Annotated in this window: 18 protein-coding genes and 1 pseudogene; 15 read left to right on the forward strand and 4 right to left on the reverse strand. The window is 71.9% G+C overall.

The window, feature by feature from the left end; translation table 11 throughout:
• Positions 1-552, reverse strand: a 552-nt coding sequence (locus HYV93_08275) for a hydantoinase/oxoprolinase family protein (GenBank protein ID MBI2525965.1), incomplete at its 3' end; no start/stop codon positions are given.
• Here HYV93_08275 and HYV93_08280 point away from each other — a divergent pair.
• The 4 genes and pseudogenes from HYV93_08280 (at position 451) to HYV93_08295 (ending at position 5,004) form a co-directional block, all read left to right on the forward strand.
• Positions 451-1,386: pseudogene (locus HYV93_08280) on the forward strand (hypothetical protein). The gene HYV93_08275 and the pseudogene HYV93_08280 sit on opposite strands and share 102 nt — an antisense overlap.
• A gap of 151 nt (positions 1,387-1,537) precedes the next feature.
• Positions 1,538-2,551: an electron transfer flavoprotein subunit alpha/FixB family protein gene (locus HYV93_08285; protein MBI2525966.1), complete on the forward strand. Its 1,014-nt coding sequence runs from the start codon at positions 1,538-1,540 to the stop codon at positions 2,549-2,551.
• A 29-nt stretch (positions 2,552-2,580) separates the two neighbouring features.
• A complete protein-coding gene (locus HYV93_08290; GenBank protein ID MBI2525967.1) occupies positions 2,581-3,957 on the forward strand; it encodes an FAD-dependent oxidoreductase in 1,377 nt (458 codons plus the stop codon).
• A gap of 66 nt (positions 3,958-4,023) precedes the next feature.
• Positions 4,024-5,004, forward strand: coding sequence for a TAXI family TRAP transporter solute-binding subunit (locus tag HYV93_08295; GenBank protein MBI2525968.1), 981 nt, complete (start codon positions 4,024-4,026; stop codon positions 5,002-5,004).
• Between the two features lie 17 nt (positions 5,005-5,021).
• Here HYV93_08295 and HYV93_08300 read toward each other — a convergent pair whose 3' ends face one another.
• On the reverse strand, positions 5,022-6,110 hold the full coding sequence (locus tag HYV93_08300; protein MBI2525969.1) for a HEAT repeat domain-containing protein: 1,089 nt from the start codon (positions 6,108-6,110) through the stop codon (positions 5,022-5,024).
• Between the two features lie 537 nt (positions 6,111-6,647).
• Here HYV93_08300 and HYV93_08305 point away from each other — a divergent pair.
• The 5 genes from HYV93_08305 to HYV93_08325 all read left to right on the forward strand — a co-directional run bounded on the left by HYV93_08305 (position 6,648) and on the right by HYV93_08325 (position 10,486).
• The gene (locus tag HYV93_08305; protein MBI2525970.1) at positions 6,648-6,971 is read left to right on the forward strand and encodes a hypothetical protein; all 324 of its coding nucleotides are present in this window, start codon (positions 6,648-6,650) and stop codon (positions 6,969-6,971) included.
• 18 nt (positions 6,972-6,989) lie between these two features.
• On the forward strand, positions 6,990-7,772 hold the full coding sequence (locus HYV93_08310; GenBank protein MBI2525971.1) for a hypothetical protein: 783 nt from the start codon (positions 6,990-6,992) through the stop codon (positions 7,770-7,772).
• 3 nt (positions 7,773-7,775) lie between these two features.
• Positions 7,776-8,399 carry a hypothetical protein gene (locus HYV93_08315; GenBank protein MBI2525972.1) on the forward strand — a complete coding sequence of 208 codons (624 nt, stop codon included), beginning with the start codon at positions 7,776-7,778 and terminating at the stop codon, positions 8,397-8,399.
• A gap of 415 nt (positions 8,400-8,814) precedes the next feature.
• On the forward strand, positions 8,815-9,201 hold the full coding sequence (locus tag HYV93_08320; GenBank protein MBI2525973.1) for a cytochrome c3 family protein: 387 nt from the start codon (positions 8,815-8,817) through the stop codon (positions 9,199-9,201).
• Positions 9,202-9,262: 61 nt separating this feature from the next.
• Entirely contained in the window at positions 9,263-10,486 is a 1,224-nt protein-coding gene (locus tag HYV93_08325) for a hypothetical protein (GenBank protein ID MBI2525974.1), read from the forward strand.
• 15 nt (positions 10,487-10,501) lie between these two features.
• Here HYV93_08325 and HYV93_08330 read toward each other — a convergent pair whose 3' ends face one another.
• A complete protein-coding gene (locus tag HYV93_08330) occupies positions 10,502-11,188 on the reverse strand; it encodes an aspartate/glutamate racemase family protein (protein MBI2525975.1) in 687 nt (228 codons plus the stop codon).
• Positions 11,189-11,192: 4 nt separating this feature from the next.
• The gene (locus tag HYV93_08335; protein MBI2525976.1) at positions 11,193-12,035 is read right to left on the reverse strand and encodes an alpha/beta fold hydrolase; all 843 of its coding nucleotides are present in this window, start codon (positions 12,033-12,035) and stop codon (positions 11,193-11,195) included.
• Positions 12,036-12,176: 141 nt separating this feature from the next.
• On the opposite strand from HYV93_08335, the gene HYV93_08340 reads away from it, so the two are divergent.
• From HYV93_08340 to HYV93_08365, 6 genes are all read left to right on the forward strand, one after another.
• Positions 12,177-12,476: a hypothetical protein gene (locus HYV93_08340; GenBank protein MBI2525977.1), complete on the forward strand. Its 300-nt coding sequence runs from the start codon at positions 12,177-12,179 to the stop codon at positions 12,474-12,476.
• Between the two features lie 21 nt (positions 12,477-12,497).
• A complete protein-coding gene (locus HYV93_08345) occupies positions 12,498-12,719 on the forward strand; it encodes a hypothetical protein (GenBank protein ID MBI2525978.1) in 222 nt (73 codons plus the stop codon).
• A gap of 27 nt (positions 12,720-12,746) precedes the next feature.
• Positions 12,747-13,838 (forward strand): hypothetical protein, encoded by a 1,092-nt coding sequence (locus HYV93_08350; protein MBI2525979.1) that lies wholly within the window; start codon positions 12,747-12,749, stop codon positions 13,836-13,838.
• Positions 13,839-13,863: 25 nt separating this feature from the next.
• Positions 13,864-14,868: a TRAP transporter substrate-binding protein DctP gene (gene dctP, locus HYV93_08355; GenBank protein ID MBI2525980.1), complete on the forward strand. Its 1,005-nt coding sequence runs from the start codon at positions 13,864-13,866 to the stop codon at positions 14,866-14,868.
• Between the two features lie 10 nt (positions 14,869-14,878).
• A complete protein-coding gene (locus tag HYV93_08360; protein ID MBI2525981.1) occupies positions 14,879-15,415 on the forward strand; it encodes a TRAP transporter small permease in 537 nt (178 codons plus the stop codon).
• On the forward strand, positions 15,412-15,839 hold a 428-nt coding region (locus HYV93_08365; protein MBI2525982.1), incomplete at its 3' end, for a TRAP transporter large permease subunit. The genes HYV93_08360 and HYV93_08365, both read left to right, overlap by 4 nt.

Raw genomic sequence — 15,839 nt, forward strand, 5'->3', positions numbered from 1 at the left:
GAGATTCTCGGCGAGGAGCTGGCCCACGCGGTCCTCGTGCAGCGGGTTCACGGTGGACCAGAGGAGGCAGACCCCCACCGCCTCGACCTGGCGCTCGCGCAGGCGCCCGATCACCTCCAGCACGGCCGTCTCGTCGAGGGGATCGAGGATGGCGCCGTCCGCGGCGATCCGCCCGGGGATCTCGAAGGTCAGGGAGCGCGGGATGTACGGGCGGGGGAAGGGCACCCGGAAGTTGAAGGGCTCGATCCGCCCCCCCTCTCTCAGCACGAGCATGTCCGGATGGCCCTTCGTGGTCAGGAGCGCCGTCCTGGCGGTGGTCCCCGTGACGATGGCGTTGGTGGCATGGGTCGTGCCGTGGATGAACAGCTCTCCCCGCCCGAGCAAAGTCTCGGGAGCCTCGCCGAAGCCCTGCGCCGCCGTGGCGATGCCATCGAGGATGCCGCGAACCGGATCGTCCGGTGTCGTCGGCGACTTGAACATGTGGAGGATGCCCTTGTCGTCCTCCAGCACGAGGTCCGTGAATGTCCCGCCGGTGTCCACCGCAAAGCGCATGGGGGTCCTCCTCCCGTACCGTCCCGGCGATGGTACGGCGGCGCACCGCGACTTGACAACGGCGTCGTCACCGGCCCGGCGCCCCAGGAATCCCGCTCACCCGCCGGGCCGGCGGGTTACCATCAGCCCGGTGTCCACGAGATCAAGGGGGGTACACGTGTCAGGCGGTGGCTCCCGGGCCGGGTGACGGGCGTGCACGTCGTGGTCTGCCTCGCGCCGATCGTGGATCCCAGGGCCCCGGCCGATCGGCTTGCGCTGCGGGCGGATGGGTGCGGGCTTCGCACGCAGGGCCTGAGCCGGAATCTCGGCCCCTTCGACGAGGCCGCGCTGGAGATGGCGCTCAAGCTCCGCGACGCCGATCCGGACACGCGGACGACCGCGATCATGCTGGGCGATGTAGAGGACGAAGCGTGTCTGAGGTACGCCCTGGCCCTTCGCGTGGACACCGGGCTCCGTCTCGATGTCGCGGACGAGGCGCGGTGGGACCCGGGAGCGGTCTGTCGCGCGCTCCGGCAGGCGATCGTGACCCGCGAGCCCCCGCCCGACCTCGTCCTTCTGGGTCGCGAATTCGGTGATCGGGATGATGGCGTGCTGCCGCCGCTCCTCGCGGAGTCCCTCGGCTGGCGCTTCTTCGGGCTCTGCCATCGGGGGGGCCGTCACGCCGGCGACATCGCGCTCGTCCGCGAGGTGGGGGTTGCGGAGGAGCACGCGGCCTTCCCCCCGCCCGTCGTGGTCAGCGTGACGAACCACCCGGAGACGCGCCTGCGGCTGCCCCTGCTGAAGAACGTGCTCGCGGCCAGGCGCTGGCCCGTCGTGGTGGTCCCGGCCGCGGCCACGACAGCCGAGCACCGCGTCCGTGTCGTCGCCGGCGAGGTCGCGCCTGCCTCGCCTCGCGGCCGCGAGGGCTGCCGGATGGTGGTCGGATCATCGGGCGCCAGGCCGTGGAGCTGGCCCGCTTCCTCGCCCCGTGGATCCAGACGGCGTGATGGCCGACACGCGCGCCATCGTGGCCCTGCTGCCGGCCAGCGAGGAGTCGCCCCCGCGCGGCGAACCGGTGCGGCTCGCCTGCCGGCTCGCGGGCGAGGCCGGGCACGAGGTGACCGTCATCGTCGCCGGGCCGGTTGCGGAGGCGGAGGCCGTGGCCGCCGCAGCGCTCGGAGCGCCGAGGGTCTGGGCGGTCGGGCACCCGTCATTCGCGGAGCGCTTCGACGCCGAGCAGCTCCTGGGGATATTCCGCGACGCCCTGTCCTGCCCGGACATCCTGGCCGGGCGGGTTCCGGATCTGGTGCTGATGCCTGCCGGGGAGATCGAGGAGGAAGTGGCGGCGCGGCTGGCGGCCGGGCTTGACGGCGTCGCCCTCGGCCGGTGCCTCGACATCGTCGCGCGCGAGTCGGGCTTCCTCGTCCGCCGGTCGGCCTATGGCGGCCGCGTTCGAGTGCTCCTCGAGGCCACGGCATCCCCATGCGTGGCCGTCGTCGCCTCGGCGGGGACAGCGCCTGTGTCGGCCGGCGCCCCCCGCCAGGGGCAGATCCGCTCCTTCCGCTCGACCGTCGCCCTGCCCGCCGCCGGCCACGTCAAGCGGGTTGTCGGCGCGGCGGCTCAGGAAAGGCGGCTCGAGCGGGCAAGGGTCATCGTCTCCGGTGGACGGGGGATGGGGGGCGCCGAGGGCTTCGCCAGCCTCCGCGAGCTGGCTGACTGTCTCGGCGGGGCTGTCGGCGGCAGCCTGCCGGCCGCCGACGCCGGCTGGATTCCGGTCTCGCGTCAGATCGGGCAGTCGGGCAAGTACGTGACGCCGGAGGTGTACATCGCGGTCGGCCTCTCGGGGACCATCCAGCACGTGGCCGGCATCGACAGCAGGGCCAGGATCGTCGCGCTCAACAGCGATCCCGACGCGGCGATCTTCGCCGTGGCCGAGCTCGGCGCCGTCTGCGACTGGCGGGAGCTGCTCCCGGCCCTGGTCCACCGCCTGAAGACGGTCGAGGCCACCGGCACAGCCTGACCGGAGCGAAGGGGGCATGGAGGCCCAGGATGCGACAGACGACAGCGGACCTGGTGGTGGTTGGTGGCGGTCTCGCCGGCGTGGCCGCCGCGCTCGAGGCGGCGGATCGGGGGGCCAGCGTTCTCCTCCTGGAGAAGCTGGCCGAGCTCGGCGGCTCGTCGGTGCTGAGCGGCGGCTGTCTCGCCTTTGCCGGCACCGATCTGCAGCAGGCGCAGGCCATCGAGGACTCGGACGACCTCCTCTTCAGCGATCTGCGCGAGGTCGGCGCCTTCGAGAACGACGAGCGCATCGTCCGCGCCTACGTCGCGCACCAGCTGGACACCTACCAGTGGCTGCGGCGGCAGGGCGCCGAGTTCAGCCCGGTGATCGAGGCCTCCTCGGGGCAGTCCGTGCCGCGCGTCCACACGGTGGACCCGGCGGACCTGGTGCGCCTCCTCGCGCGTCGGGCGCGCGCGACCGGCCGCGTCGAGATCCTGACCGGGGGATCGGTGCGGCGGCTCCTCCGCGGGCCGGCCGGGGAGCGAGTCGAGGGGCTTCTCGTCGAGGAGGGGGCCGGGGTCGTCTCCGTGGCGAGCCGGCGCGGCGTCATCCTGGCCTCGGGCGGTTTCAGCAGGAACCCGGAGCTCATCCACCGCTTCGCGCCGGGCTACGAGAAGGCCCTGCTGATCGGCGGCGAGGGCAATGTCGGCGACGGCCTGCGCATGGGCTGGCAGCTCGGGGCCGACGTGCGCGACATGCCGTACATCAAGGGGACGTTCGGCAAGCACCCGGTGGACACGACCAATCTCCACGGCTGCCTCGCGGTCTACAAGGGGGCGATCGCCGTCAATCAGGACGGCCAGCGCTTCGTGGACGAGTCCATCTCCTACAAGCTCCTCGGGGACGCCTGCCTGCGCCAGCCCGACGGCTGCGCGTACCAGATCCTCGACCAGGCCATCTTCGCGCAGGGCGAGAACCGCGTGCGGATCTACGACTTCGAGCGGCGCCTCGAGGACGGCCTCATGATCAAGGCGGAGAGCCTCGAGGCCCTGGCGGCGCGGATCGAGGTCCCGCGGGAGGCGCTGCTGCGCACGGTGGCCGACTACAACGGTTTCGTCGGGGCCGGGACCGACCCGCAGTTCGGCCGCAAGCATCTCGTGCACAGGCATGGCGCGCTCCGGCGGATCGACCGGCCGCCCTTCTACGCGTACCCATCCACTTCAGCTATCCTCGCCACCTACTGCGGCCTCCGCGTCGACGACCGCATGCGCGTGATCGATGTCTTCGGCGCCCCGATCGGCGGGCTCTTCGCGGCCGGCGAGGTCGTGGGCGGATTCCACGGCGGTGCGTACATGACCGGCTCGGCGCTGGGCAAGGCGGCCATCTTCGGGCGGATCGCGGCCCGGACGGCCACGGAGGGGACCTGACGCGGCGAGAGCGCTCGTTCGGGCGACCCGGGAAGCATTCCCACTGACGAAGAAGGAGGGTCCACGATGCGCACCACCGAACCCTGGATCCTGTCGGTCCTGCTCGCGCTCGGCCTCTGCGGCGCCGCGCACGTCGCCCCCACCCAGGCCCAGCAGAAGGCGACCGTGGTGTTCTCCGCCGGCCCCACCGGAGGCACCTGGACGCCCATGGCCGCGGCGACCAGCGACGTCGTGAAGCGGAAGTTCCCGGAGGTGGACGTGCAGGTGGAGCCGGGCGCGGCCCTGGTCAACATGGAGAAGATCCGCACCGACAAGGCCGACCTGGGGTGGTCCATGACGACGGTGCTGGCGGATGCCCGGACCGGGGCCGGCTCCTGGAAGGGCAAGCAGACGGACAAGCCCCTCCTCGTGGCCACCTACTACCCGGTGGCCTGGCAGCTGGCAGTCCCCGCGGACTCCGGCATCAAGAGCATCGCGGACCTCAGGGGGAAAGCGGTGGCCTTGCCGCCGCGCGGGAACACCAGTCTCAGCGAGGGGTGGGAGCTCCTCCTGCGCGTCCACGGGATGAAGCTCGAGGACCTCGGTACCCGGAGCCACGGCTCCATCAGCGAGAACGTTGAGCTCATCAAGAACCGGCAGGCCGTGGCCATGGGCTGGTTCACGGTGGTGCCCGCCTCCTTCGCTCTCGATCTCGGCTCCGCGCGGCCGATCCGGCTCTTGCCGGTCGCCGAGGACAAGATCGCGGAGATGAGGACGCACAACCCGGGCTTCGTGCGCCACGTGATCGCGAAGGGCATGTACGCGGCGCAGGGGATGGAAGCGGAGGTGGTGACGATCCAGGCCCCGACCATCCTCATCGCTTCCTCGAAGACCCCCGCGGAGGTGGTCTACAAGATCACGCGGGCCATCGTCGAGGGGCGCGAGGCCTTCGCCCACGTGGCGGCGGTGATGAAGGGCGTGACCGGGCAGCAGATGGCCGAGAGCTTCGGGCTCCCTCGCCATCCGGGCGCCGAGCGGTACTACAGGGAAGCCGGGCTGTTGAAGTAGCCGCTGGCCGCGCTCTCCTACTTGCCGCCGAGGGTCGTATACGCCTGTGCCGCCGCGTCGCGAACCGACGGTTGCTCAGCCGGGGACCGCGCCACCATCTGCAGGGTCCCGAGGGCCTGCTGGTCACCCTGCGCCATCAGGTAGCGGATCGCCTGCAGCCGATATCCCGGCTCGACCTGCGAGGCCACGACCTGGCGCATGAAGGGCAGCGGACGCTCGTCGTTCAAGGAGACGAGCGCCCGGAAAGCCATCTCCCGCCCCCGCCCGTCGGCCGTGGCCTCCTCGAAGATCCTCGCCAGCCCGGTGACTCCCATCGGCTGGCCCGACTCGGCCAGGCCATACGCGGCACTCAGGCGGACGAGGCGGTCTTCTCCCGGGCTCGCCAGCAACCGTTCCATGACCGGAAGGGAATCGGGCGTCTGAAGCTGTCGCAGCCCCGAGGCCGCCGCACGCCGCAACAGCACGTCGTCTTCCTTCTCGATGATGTCCCGCAAGAGCGGCAGGGCCTGCGGCACCTGGAGCTGGCCCAGCAACCGCGCGGCCGCGCGTCGCTCGTCGCTGTCGTTGCCGGCCGCCAGCACCTGCATCAGCGCCTGCCCGGCGACTTCTCCCATGCCGCGCAGGTCCTCGATCAGCGCGCGCGCCCGCTGCCAGCGCTCCCGCCCTCCCGACCCGTTCATCGCCTCGACATACTTGTAAAAGCGGTCGAGCGCGGTCTGCACGCTTGCCGGAGACGCGCCCGCCCCGGACGCGCGGTCGGCCTGGGGCCCGCTCTGGGGCTGCGCCGCTCCCCCTCCACGGGCACGGCCCTCCGGGAACATGCGTTCTTCCCCGCCGCCCCCGAAGCGACTCCCCGGCGGCGCCCCAGCCCCGGAATAGACCCCGGACGGGGCAGCGGCGTACCTGGTCCCGGATTGCCGTGAGGCAGCGAGGTCCTCCCGGGCACGCAACCGTGCCTGGAGCGCGGTGACCTGCTGCTGCAGGCGGCTCACCTCCTGACGTTGATCGCCCTCCTGAAGCACTGACGGCTTTCGGGCGACGCCGGCTGCCGCCCAGCCGATGAAGAACGTGACGGCGAGCGCAAGAGGCCACAGAAGCCGTCCCATGTCGCTCCTCCTCGAGACTGCTGTCGTTGTCCCGGGCGCGCCCCGTCCTCGATTGTCCCGACACCTTCGATCCTTCGCCCCAGGGCCACCACCACTCGGGCGACGGCCACCCGGCGCGCCGCTGTGCCAGCGTGTCCAGGATCGGCTGCCACGGCTCACCGGAGAGCGGCATGGCGCAAGGGTAGCAACTTTCCGGGCCGGCGCCCAACGCATGCGGTCCCTTCTCAGACCTCCCCGCGTGCGGCCGCGAGCCGGTGGATCAGCCACGAACGGACGCGCGTATCGATCTCCGCACGTCGTGCTATGGTGAGGCCGCCGGAGCCGGCGCCCCTCTTTTCGCATCACGCGGGACACCACCCGGGCGCATTCCACCGCACTCCGGCGGTCTCACGCGGCTGTCGTCGCCGGGAGAAGCGAGGTCGGGTCAATAGGTGTGTACGGGGTGGACGCGGGGCCGCGAAGGGCGACCGCGCGCGAACGCTGGCGCGAGGAGAGGGCCTGGGGTGACGAGCGGGCGGCGCAAGGGAGGACCTGCAGATGGACAGCATGAGCGGGCGGGAAGTCTACCGGACGGTGTGGCCCCGGGGCCGGAAGATCGGCGAGATCACGGACCTCGCGCCCCGGCTGACGAGCCTGGAGGGGAAGACCATCGGGGAGCTCTGGGATGACCTCTTCCGGGGCGACGAGATCTTCCCGATCCTCGAGGAGGAGCTGGGGCGCCGCTTCCCCGGGCTTCGCTTCGTGCGCTACGACGTCTTCGGGTCGACCCATGGCGCCGACGAGCAGCGGGTCCTCGCCACGCTGCCCGACACGCTCAGGCGCCACGGGGTGGATGCCGTCATCTCCGGGATGGCGTGCTGAGGGAGCTGCACGCCCGCCGTGGTGCGGGCCAGCGCAGCGGCGGAGGGCGCCCGGGTGCCCTCGGCCTCCCTGGTGTGCGAGGGGTTCGTCGGCCAGGCGGCGACCACGGCGGCGGGGCTGGGGATGCCGAACCTGCCGGCGGCGGTGGTGCCTGGCCACGTGGACGTGCAGAGCCCCGAGGAGCTCCGCCGGAACATCGCCGCCGTGACGGTGGAGGCGGTGATCCGCGGCCTCACCGAGACGCCCGCGCGGCCCCGCGCGGTCGCCGAGCCCGATCCCTCCGGTATCGTCTTCGAGGGCACCTTCGACGAGGTCAACCGCTTCTTCCGCGAGAACGACTGGAGTGACGGCCTGCCCGTGGTGCCCCCGACGCCGGAGCGGGTAGAGGAGTTCCTCCGGTTCACGGACCGGGTACCGGCGGAGGAGCTCGGTGTGCTCCTGCCGGACCGGCGCAGCGCCACCGTGTGGGCCGTGGCGGTGAACGGCGTGATGGCGGGCTGCCGGCCCGAGTACATGCCGATCCTGGTCGCGCTCGTCGAGGCCATGGCAGACCCGGGCTACGGCGTGGAGCACAGCGGCAACACGCCCGGGGCGGAGACGCTGATCACCCTCAACGGCCCGCTCATCAAGGCGCTCGGCTTCAACTACGAGCAGGGCGTGCTCCGGGACGGGTTCCAGGCCAACACGAGCATCGGGCGCTTCTGGCGGCTCTGCCTGAGAAATCTGGCGGGGTTCCTGCCGCACAAGACGGACAAGGGCACGTTCGGCAACACCTGGCGCGTGGTGCTCGCCGAGAACTAGGAGGTGATCCGCCGGATCGGCTGGACCACCATCGCCGAGGACCAGGGGGTGGCGGCGGGTGACGCCGTGACGATCTCGCGCTACACGGGTGGCGGGGTCATCGCCTCGGTGTTCGGGAGCCAGCCCGAGCGGATCGTCCCCTACCTGGCCGATGCTCTGGTGCGGCAGATCGGCTGGGAGCTGATCTTCACCGTCGGGCTTGCCACCGGCACGCAGAAGCCGCTCCTGATCCTGAGCCCCATCCTCGCCGAGACGCTGGCGCGGGGCGGACTGTCGAAGGGCGACCTCAAGGCGCGGCTGTTCGCCGCGGCGCGCATCCCGGCCTGGAAGTTCGAGCGCTACATCGGGGAGTGGACGAACCTGCTGCCCGGGGAGCGGTCGCTGGCCTCGCTGGCCCGGGCGGGCCGGGCCCCGGCGGTGTTCGGCGAGTCGGAGGATCCCGACCGCCTCGTGCCGGTGGTGTGCCAGCCGGACGACATCATGATCGGCGTCAGCGGCGACCCCCTGCGGACCAACGCCTACTGCTTCGTCCACAATGGCATGCTCGGCTACCCGACGACCAAGCCGGTGCGGCTCCCCCGCGCCTGGCCAGAGCTGCTCGGGGCAGTGCGGGCGCGGTCAGGGTGATTCAGCGCTCCTGACGTGCCCTGTACGCGAGCGTACACGTTCCATCCCGGTGAGCCTCGGCATCCAGCACGCCTCGACCCTGACTGTCATCGTCGACGACCAGGACCGGCGGCATCGCCGGTCGAACGCTAGCCAGATTGCTATGGCGGTCCTACCATGACCATGGCGAATCTCCCACAGGCGTGCCTCTCACGTCGCGCCGTGGGGCCCACTGCGATCGGCGCCAAGTTCGCGCAGCGCATGTCGTTCCTCGTCGAGCCGTTCCGGGGGGGACGACCTGGCACTCCGCTTGCCCCGTTCCGGTGGCATGAGGACGCACGATCTCGTGACGGCAGGACGCGGCGCAGGCCGGCATGCGGCTGTCTTGCGTCGCCCCCGCGCGGAGGTTCCGAGCGTCCCACGGCGAGCGACGCGCGTGAGCGCCGGCCGGCGGCGGCGGAGTCGGCTGATCGGCGCAGCGATCGCCGTGCTGGTGCTCGCCGCTCCCCGGATGGCTCTCGCCGGAGAGACGGATGCCCACGCAGGCGTCTCGCCCCGCAGCGATTCCCTCGTCTGCCTGAGCTGCCACGACGGGGTCATGGCGCCGGACAGCCTCAGGCATCCGATCGGCATGGCGTACGACGCCTCCCCGCTGAGACGAGCGGGGACGCTGCGGCCGTCGGCATCCCTCGCCCCCTCGATCAGGCTGGAGGATGGACGTGTCGGCTGCTCCACCTGCCACGACCTGTCCTCCTCGCTTCGGAGCAAGCTGGTCGTCGCGAACACGGGCTCTGCGCTCTGCTTCGCCTGTCACCGTCTGTGACCACCGGGTCGATCACCCAGCACCTCGGGCGCGGCCTGGGCATCGGGGGAGGCGTGCTAGCATGGCCGCCGTGGACGCTCTCTGGGTGCTGGTCCCGACGGGCCAGCGCGCCTCCGGCGAGTGGATCGATGACACGCTGAGCGAGCGCGTCAAGGAGCGACACCTCCTCGCCAGGACACCGCTCGTCGGCCAGTTCCCTCGTCACCGGATCGAAGTCGTCCGCGACCCCGACCCCGTCGCCGCGGTGAACGCGCGCTTCGCCGCCCGCGGCTGGACGGATGGGCTCCCCATCGTGCCCCCCACGCTGGGCCGCATCGACGAGATGCTCGGCTGGACTTCCCGCGCGCGCCATGCCGTCCTGGGCGAGGTCGAGCCGCTGCGCGGTCTTGCCACCGTCGAAAAGGTCGCGGCCAACGCCGTGATGGCGGGCTGCCGGCCCGAGCACCTCCCTATCGTGCTCGCCGCCGTGGAGGCGATCCTCGACCCCGCCTTCAACCTCCGCGGCGTCCAGACCACGGACGAGAGCGTCGCTCCCTTGCTGCTCGTCAGCGGTCCTGCGGCGGGGGCGGTGGGGATCAACGCGGGGGCGGGCGCGCTCGGCCCCGGCTGGCGGGCCAACGCGACCATCGGGCGGGCGGTGCGGCTCGTCATGAACAACCTCGGCGGCGGCTGGCCGGGCGCCGTCTCCTTCGCCGGGCTGGGCCAGCCCGCGCGCTACACGCTGTGCCTGGCGGAGCGGGACGACAGTCCCTGGCCGGGACTGCACCTCGAGGCGGGCCTCGGGCCCGAGCAGAGCGCGGTGACGGTGCTGCGGAGCGAGACCGTTATCAATGTCACCGGGGGGCTCGCGGAGCTCGCCAGCGTGATGGGCTCGGCCGCCTCGCTCTTCACCATGCTCCACGATGGGAAGGTCGCCGTGGTGCTGGCGCCCTTCGTGGCCCGGGAGCTGGCCCGCAAGGGGTGGAGCAAGGAGGACGTGCGGCGTGAGCTCCACGATCGGGGGCGGCTGGCGGCCGGGACATGGCGCCGGTCATGGCTTCACGCCACGGTCCGGGACGTCGACTGGCCGGCCTGGGTGCGGGCGGCGGCCGAGGGCGACTCGATCCCGGCGCTGCGGGAGCCGGGCGACATCACGGTGGTCGTGGCCGGGGCGGATCTCGAGATCCCGCAGAATGCCTATTTCCCGTCGTGGGGCCACCCGCCCTGTCGCATCACCCGGGCCGTGGCGCTGCCAGAGGACTGGCGGGCGCGCCTCGCCGTCGAGGTGGTTCCTGAGACCGGGTAGGCCCATCCCGGCGGTTCAGGCGACGCCGAGGCCGAGGGTCCGGAGCGCCGCCTCCAGGGCTGCCTGGTTGCTCGTCACCACCGGGATGCCGAGAGCCTCCTGGAGCGCCTCCCGTACATCGTAAGCGCGGAAGGTGCAGCAGGCGACGAAGAGGGCCTCGGCCGGGGCCCCGCCGAGCCGCTGGTGGGCGAACTCCTGGATCGCCGCAGGCGCGACCTCTGCGATGGCGAGGCTGTCGATGAGTCCCATGCCGGCCGCCGCCGGGACCACGAACCCATCCGCCTCGAGGCTGGCCCGGACCCGTTCGGTGAGGGTGTCGGGGTAGGGGGTGAGGACGGCCACCGATCGCACGCCGAGCCGGCGGAGCGCTTCCCGCACCGCCGCCATGGTGCTGATGACCGGGGCGCCGGTGACCCGCGCGATCTCCTGGCAGAGCTCGGCCTCGTAGGCGTTGCCGCGGAGCGCCCCGGCGGAGGTGCAGGAGAAGACCACCGCGTCCGGGCGGATCGTCGCCAGATCCCGGGCGGCGGGGATCGCGTGCTCCTCGAGCATCCGGATCTCGTCCGCCTCGGTCGCCGTCACCAGGCGCATCCGGGCCGCGTGGACAGTCACCTCACGCGGGACGCGGCGGTAGAAGTCCGCCTCCTGGATCGTGCCGGAGGAGGGCAGCAGCAGCCCGAGCCGCTTCGCCCCTCTCGCCATCGGCCTAGTCCTCGCCCGTCGGGCGGGACCTGTCCCCCCCGCCGACGCCGCGGCGGGTCAGGAAGGCCCGCAGGGCGCGGGCGCAGGCCGGGCCGTGCGAGTAGGCGATGGCGTGGCGCACGCCCGCGAACTCCTGGAGCTCCGAGCCGGGCACCAGGGCGTGAATCTCCCGCGCGATGGCGAGCGGGACGAAGGGGCTGGCCCCGGGGGCGAGGACGAGAGTCGGGACGGCGATGGCCGGCAGGTCCGGGGTGAGATCGGTGCCGATCAGGAGGTCGGCGAGGTCCAGCGTCACGTCGGGGGAGGACCGCGCCTGCTCCGCCTCGAACCACCGCCAGGCGGCGGGGGAGGCCTGCTCGGGGTCCAGCCGGTGAGGCATCATCATCGCCGACCATGCCGCCATCCCGTTGCGGCCGATGAAGTCGCGCCACTCGCGCACGCGCTGGATGGAGGCGCCGCGGTGCGAGGTCGAGCACACGGCGAGGCTCAGGAGCCCGGGGGTGCGGCGCGTCGCCAGCCAGAGGCCCACGGTGCCCCCGAGCGATTCCCCCACCAGGTGGAACTGCTCGGCGCCCGCGGCGCGCGCCACCGCGACGACATCCTCCGCCAGGAGATCCATCGACCACGCGAAGCCCGGCCCGGGCACGGAGGAGCGGCCGAAGCCCCGCGTGTCGAAGCGGACCAGCCGATAGCGGCCGGCGAGGACAGGCAGCCAGGCGCTCCAGATCGCGCCGGTGATGCCGACGCCATGATGGAAGAGGATCGTGGGCCGGGGACCGACCCAGGGAGGGGTGAGGTCGGTGATCTCGTAGTAGAGGGGACCCGCCGGGCGCTGGAGCTCTGGCACGCTGGTCCTCCTCTCGTAGGGATGCCGCGACGGCCCTTGACACCGGCTGACGGGCAATGCTAGCGTGGCCGCCGATGTTCAGCAAGCAGAACTGAAGTTCTGCATCGTGACCGGGCCGGCCCGCGCACGGAGGTGGCCACCATGAGGATCGTGATGCCGAGCACGACGTACCGGGCGCGGGGCGTCCGGCTCGCCGCCCGCCCCGCGTCCCTGCGGGGGAGCACGGTCGGCTTCCTGGACGGCTGGGGACGCCGCCTGGACGACGGCTCCTTCGCCATGTACCCGCTCATGGAGGCGCTCAAGCGGCTGCTCGCCGAGCGTCACGGGATCGGCGAGACGCTCTGGATCCGGAAGCCGAGCATCTCCAAGCCGGCGCCGAAGGAGCAGATCGCCGAGCTGGTCAGCCGCGCGGAGGTGATCGTCAACGGGGAGGCGGCCTGAGGGTCCTGCACCTACGCGTCCGTGCTCGACGCGTTCGACTTCGAGACCCAGGGCCGGCCGACGATCACGATCTGCCATGACACCTTCGAGCGGGCCGCGCGCAACCACGCGACCGCTCTGGGCCTGCCCGACCTGCCGCTGCTGGTGGAGCCGGCCCCCAGGGCGGGCAACCTCACGACCGACGCGGGCGAGCTGGCCGAGCGCGGTCTCGATCGGGTCGTCGCGGCCCTGACCGCGCGCTGACGCCCGGGACAGCGGGAGGCACCTCGCATGGCCGCGCTCGACTCGCCGGTGCAGGACGTCGCTGACTTCTGGGAGTGGTACGCGCTCGCCCTGAAGAGCGGATGGACGGACGGGCTCCTGGTCGCCCCGCCCACCGAGGAGCGCGTGGCCCGCATCATCGACTACCTCGGCCGCGACGGGCGCGAGGTCCTCGGCGCCGTCGGCCCCAGGGACGGGCTGGCGACGATCGAGCAGGTCGCCATCAACTGCGCCATGGCCGGGTGCGAGCCCGCGCACGTGCCCGTGGTCATCGCCGCGCTGGAGGCGATGCTCGAGCCCGAGTTCAATCTCCACGGGGTGCAGGCGACCACGAACCCCTGCGCGCCCCTGGTGATCGTCAGCGGGCCCATCGTGGCGGAGCTCGGCTTCAACGCCCGGGAGGGCGCCTTCGGCGGGGGCTCGCGCGCCAATGCCTGCGTGGGGCGCGCGGTGCGCCTGATCCTCTGGAACATCGGCGGTGGCATCCCGGGCGAGACGGACATGTCCTCGCAGGGCCAGCCGGCCAAGTATCTCTTCTGCGCCGCCGAGAACGCGGAGCAGAGCCCGTGGCAGCCGCTGCACGTCGAGCGGGGGCTCAGGCCCGAGCAGAGCGCCGTGACGGTGTTCGCCTGCCAGTCGCCCGCCCCTTTGATGGTGCCGGGCAACGCCGAGCGCATCCTGCGCATCATCGCGAGCACGCTGCCCACGACCGGCATCAACATGTTCCACGCCGCGGGGCAGCTCCTCCTCTCCTTCGGGGCCAAGCCGGCCCAGGAGCTCGCGCGGGCGGGCTACAGCAAGGCAGATGTCAAGCAGTGGGTCTGGGAGAACGCCCGCTACGAGGTGGGCTGGCTCAGGTGGAGCGGGGTCCTGGTGGAGGGCGAGGCCCACATGTACTACTGGGGGCACGGCGAGGAGCAGGTGCCGGACCTCGCCGGGCTCCCCGACGATGCGCGGCTGCCCATGGTCCGCGGCCCCGAGATGCTCCACGTGGCCGTGATCGGCGGCGCCTCCCAGTGGTGGATGGGGCTGTCGCCGGGATGGGGAAACTACGGCGGCTATGCGGTGACGAAACCGATCAGGGGACCGCGCGCGGGGTGACCGTGGCGGGTCGAGGAGGCCGGGCATGAGGCGACGGCTGCTCTTCCGGACGATGGTGGCGGCGCTTCTGCTGCTCCCCTGGGGGACGGGGGCGTGGGCGGCGACGAAATGGGACTACTACGTGTTCGTCGGGATCACGCACCCCATCGGACAGTACGCCAAGGAGTTCGCGGAAGAGGTCAAGAAGCGGACCCAGGGGGAGCTGGAGATCATCGTGCGGCCGGCGGGCGAGCTGCCGTACCGGTCCACCGAGGTGGTCCGGACGACGGGGCAGGGGCAGGTCCAGCTCGCCGACGGCTACATGGGGCTCATCGCCGGGGACGCGAAGGTCGGGGCCCTGCCGGGCCTGCCGTTCCTGGTGAGGACCGCGGACGAGCTCAAGAAGGCCATGGGGGCGCTGGAGCCCTATGTGGTCAGCGAGCTCGAGAAGTTCGGTGCGACGATCCTGTACTGGTACACGTGGCCGCCCCAGAACGTCTGGGGCCGGGGCGCGCCCATCTCGACCATCGACGGCTTCAAGGGCCGGAAGATCCGCGCGACGAGCCCGGAGCAGACCGAGATGCTCCGACGCTTCGGCTCCGTCCCGGTGCTCTTCACCACGCCCGAGGTGCCGGCCGCGGCCCAGCGCGGGGCGATGGAGGCCATCCTCACCGCCGGCTTCAACCTGCTCGGTGCGAAGTGGTACGAATTCAGCGAGTGGGGCTTCGTGCCGGACATCCACATCGGCGGGCCGAGCTACATCCTCGTCAACAAGAAGGCCCTCGAGGCGCTGAAGCCGGAAGTACGGAAGACCCTGCAGGTCGTGGCCGGCGAGTTCCACCAGCGCATGGTCAAGGAGATCCCGGCCCGGGAGGAGCGGGATCGGAAGACGCTCGAGACGGCGCACAAGATCCGGCTCATCCGGCCGGCCCCGGCCGAGATCGAGAAGGGCCGGAAGCTCATGGAGCCGTACTGGGCGGAGTGGGCCCAGGCGCACGGGCCGCAGGCCGTCGAGGCGCTCCGGAAGGTGCGGGAGGCTCTCGGCCGCTAGCGAGGCGGCCTTGGCCGCCGCCTCCCCGGACCGCGCCGCCGCGCGCGTGGCAGTCGCGGCCGGCCGAGTGGTGGACGCCCTCAGCGCGGCGGCGATGGCCGTCTCGGCCGGCGCCACGGTCCTGATGACGGCGCTCATCACCGTGGAGGTGATCGGGCGCTCGGTCTTCCGCGTCTCCACGCTGGTGTCGGACGAGATGTCGGGCTACCTCCTGGTCGTCCTGACCTTCTTCGGCCTGGCCGACAGCCTCCGCTCCGACAGCTTCATCCGGGTCGAGTTCGTCTACGACCGGATCTCGGCGCCGCGCGCCCGGCGCTGGCTCGACGGCGCGTTGCTCCTCGCGGCGCTCGGCTACACCGCATTCATCGGCTACCACTTCTGGGCCTTCGTCGCCGAGTCCTACCGGTTCGGGACCACCTCTATCTACTTCACCCGGACCCCACTCTGGATCCCGCAGACGTTCATGGCGGCGGGCACCTCCCTCTTGCTCCTCGCGATCGTGGCCGCCCTCGTCCGGCGGCTCGTGGCCCCCACCGACCACTTATGACCCTGACGCTCCTCCTCGCCATCCTGCTGGGTCTCCTCCTGTCAGGCCTCTGGATCCCCTTCACCCTCGGGGTCACCGGTCTCGTCGTCCTCTACCTGGGCGGGCATGCCGCCTCGCTCACCTCCGTGGCCTCCATCGGCTGGAACACGATGGAGAACTTCGTGCTCACCTCGGTGCCGCTGTTCCTTCTCATGGGCGAGCTGATCCTCCGCTCCGGGCTGAGCAGCCGCTTCTACCGCGGGGTGGCGGTCTGGGTCTCGGGCGTCAAGGGCGAGCTGCTCCACTCCAACGTGGTGGCCTCGGCCATCTTCTCCGCCGTCTGCGGGTCGAGCGCCGCGACGGCCGCGGCCATCGGCACGGTGGCCATCCCGGAGATGCGGGAGCGGGGCTATGCGCCCCGCATGATCTACGGGACCATTGCCGC

Source organism: Candidatus Rokuibacteriota bacterium (assembly GCA_016188005.1).
Taxonomy (GTDB): domain Bacteria; phylum Methylomirabilota; class Methylomirabilia; order Rokubacteriales; family CSP1-6; genus UBA12499.

What these genes read in the sequence shown, in the direction of transcription:
- HYV93_08285 (MBI2525966.1), top strand. Translation starts at nt 1,538, where the DNA reads ATGGCCGACACGCGCGCCATCGTGGCCCTGCTGCCGGCCAGCGAGGAG.
- HYV93_08300 (MBI2525969.1), bottom strand. Translation starts at nt 6,110, where the DNA reads ATGGGACGGCTTCTGTGGCCTCTTGCGCTCGCCGTCACGTTCTTCATC.
- HYV93_08340 (MBI2525977.1), top strand. Translation starts at nt 12,177, where the DNA reads ATGAGGATCGTGATGCCGAGCACGACGTACCGGGCGCGGGGCGTCCGG.
- dctP (MBI2525980.1), top strand. Translation starts at nt 13,864, where the DNA reads ATGAGGCGACGGCTGCTCTTCCGGACGATGGTGGCGGCGCTTCTGCTG.
- HYV93_08330 (MBI2525975.1), bottom strand. Translation starts at nt 11,188, where the DNA reads ATGGCGAGAGGGGCGAAGCGGCTCGGGCTGCTGCTGCCCTCCTCCGGC.
- HYV93_08305 (MBI2525970.1), top strand. Translation starts at nt 6,648, where the DNA reads ATGGACAGCATGAGCGGGCGGGAAGTCTACCGGACGGTGTGGCCCCGG.
- HYV93_08295 (MBI2525968.1), top strand. Translation starts at nt 4,024, where the DNA reads ATGCGCACCACCGAACCCTGGATCCTGTCGGTCCTGCTCGCGCTCGGC.
- HYV93_08350 (MBI2525979.1), top strand. Translation starts at nt 12,747, where the DNA reads ATGGCCGCGCTCGACTCGCCGGTGCAGGACGTCGCTGACTTCTGGGAG.
- HYV93_08325 (MBI2525974.1), top strand. Translation starts at nt 9,263, where the DNA reads ATGGCCGCCGTGGACGCTCTCTGGGTGCTGGTCCCGACGGGCCAGCGC.
- HYV93_08290 (MBI2525967.1), top strand. Translation starts at nt 2,581, where the DNA reads ATGCGACAGACGACAGCGGACCTGGTGGTGGTTGGTGGCGGTCTCGCC.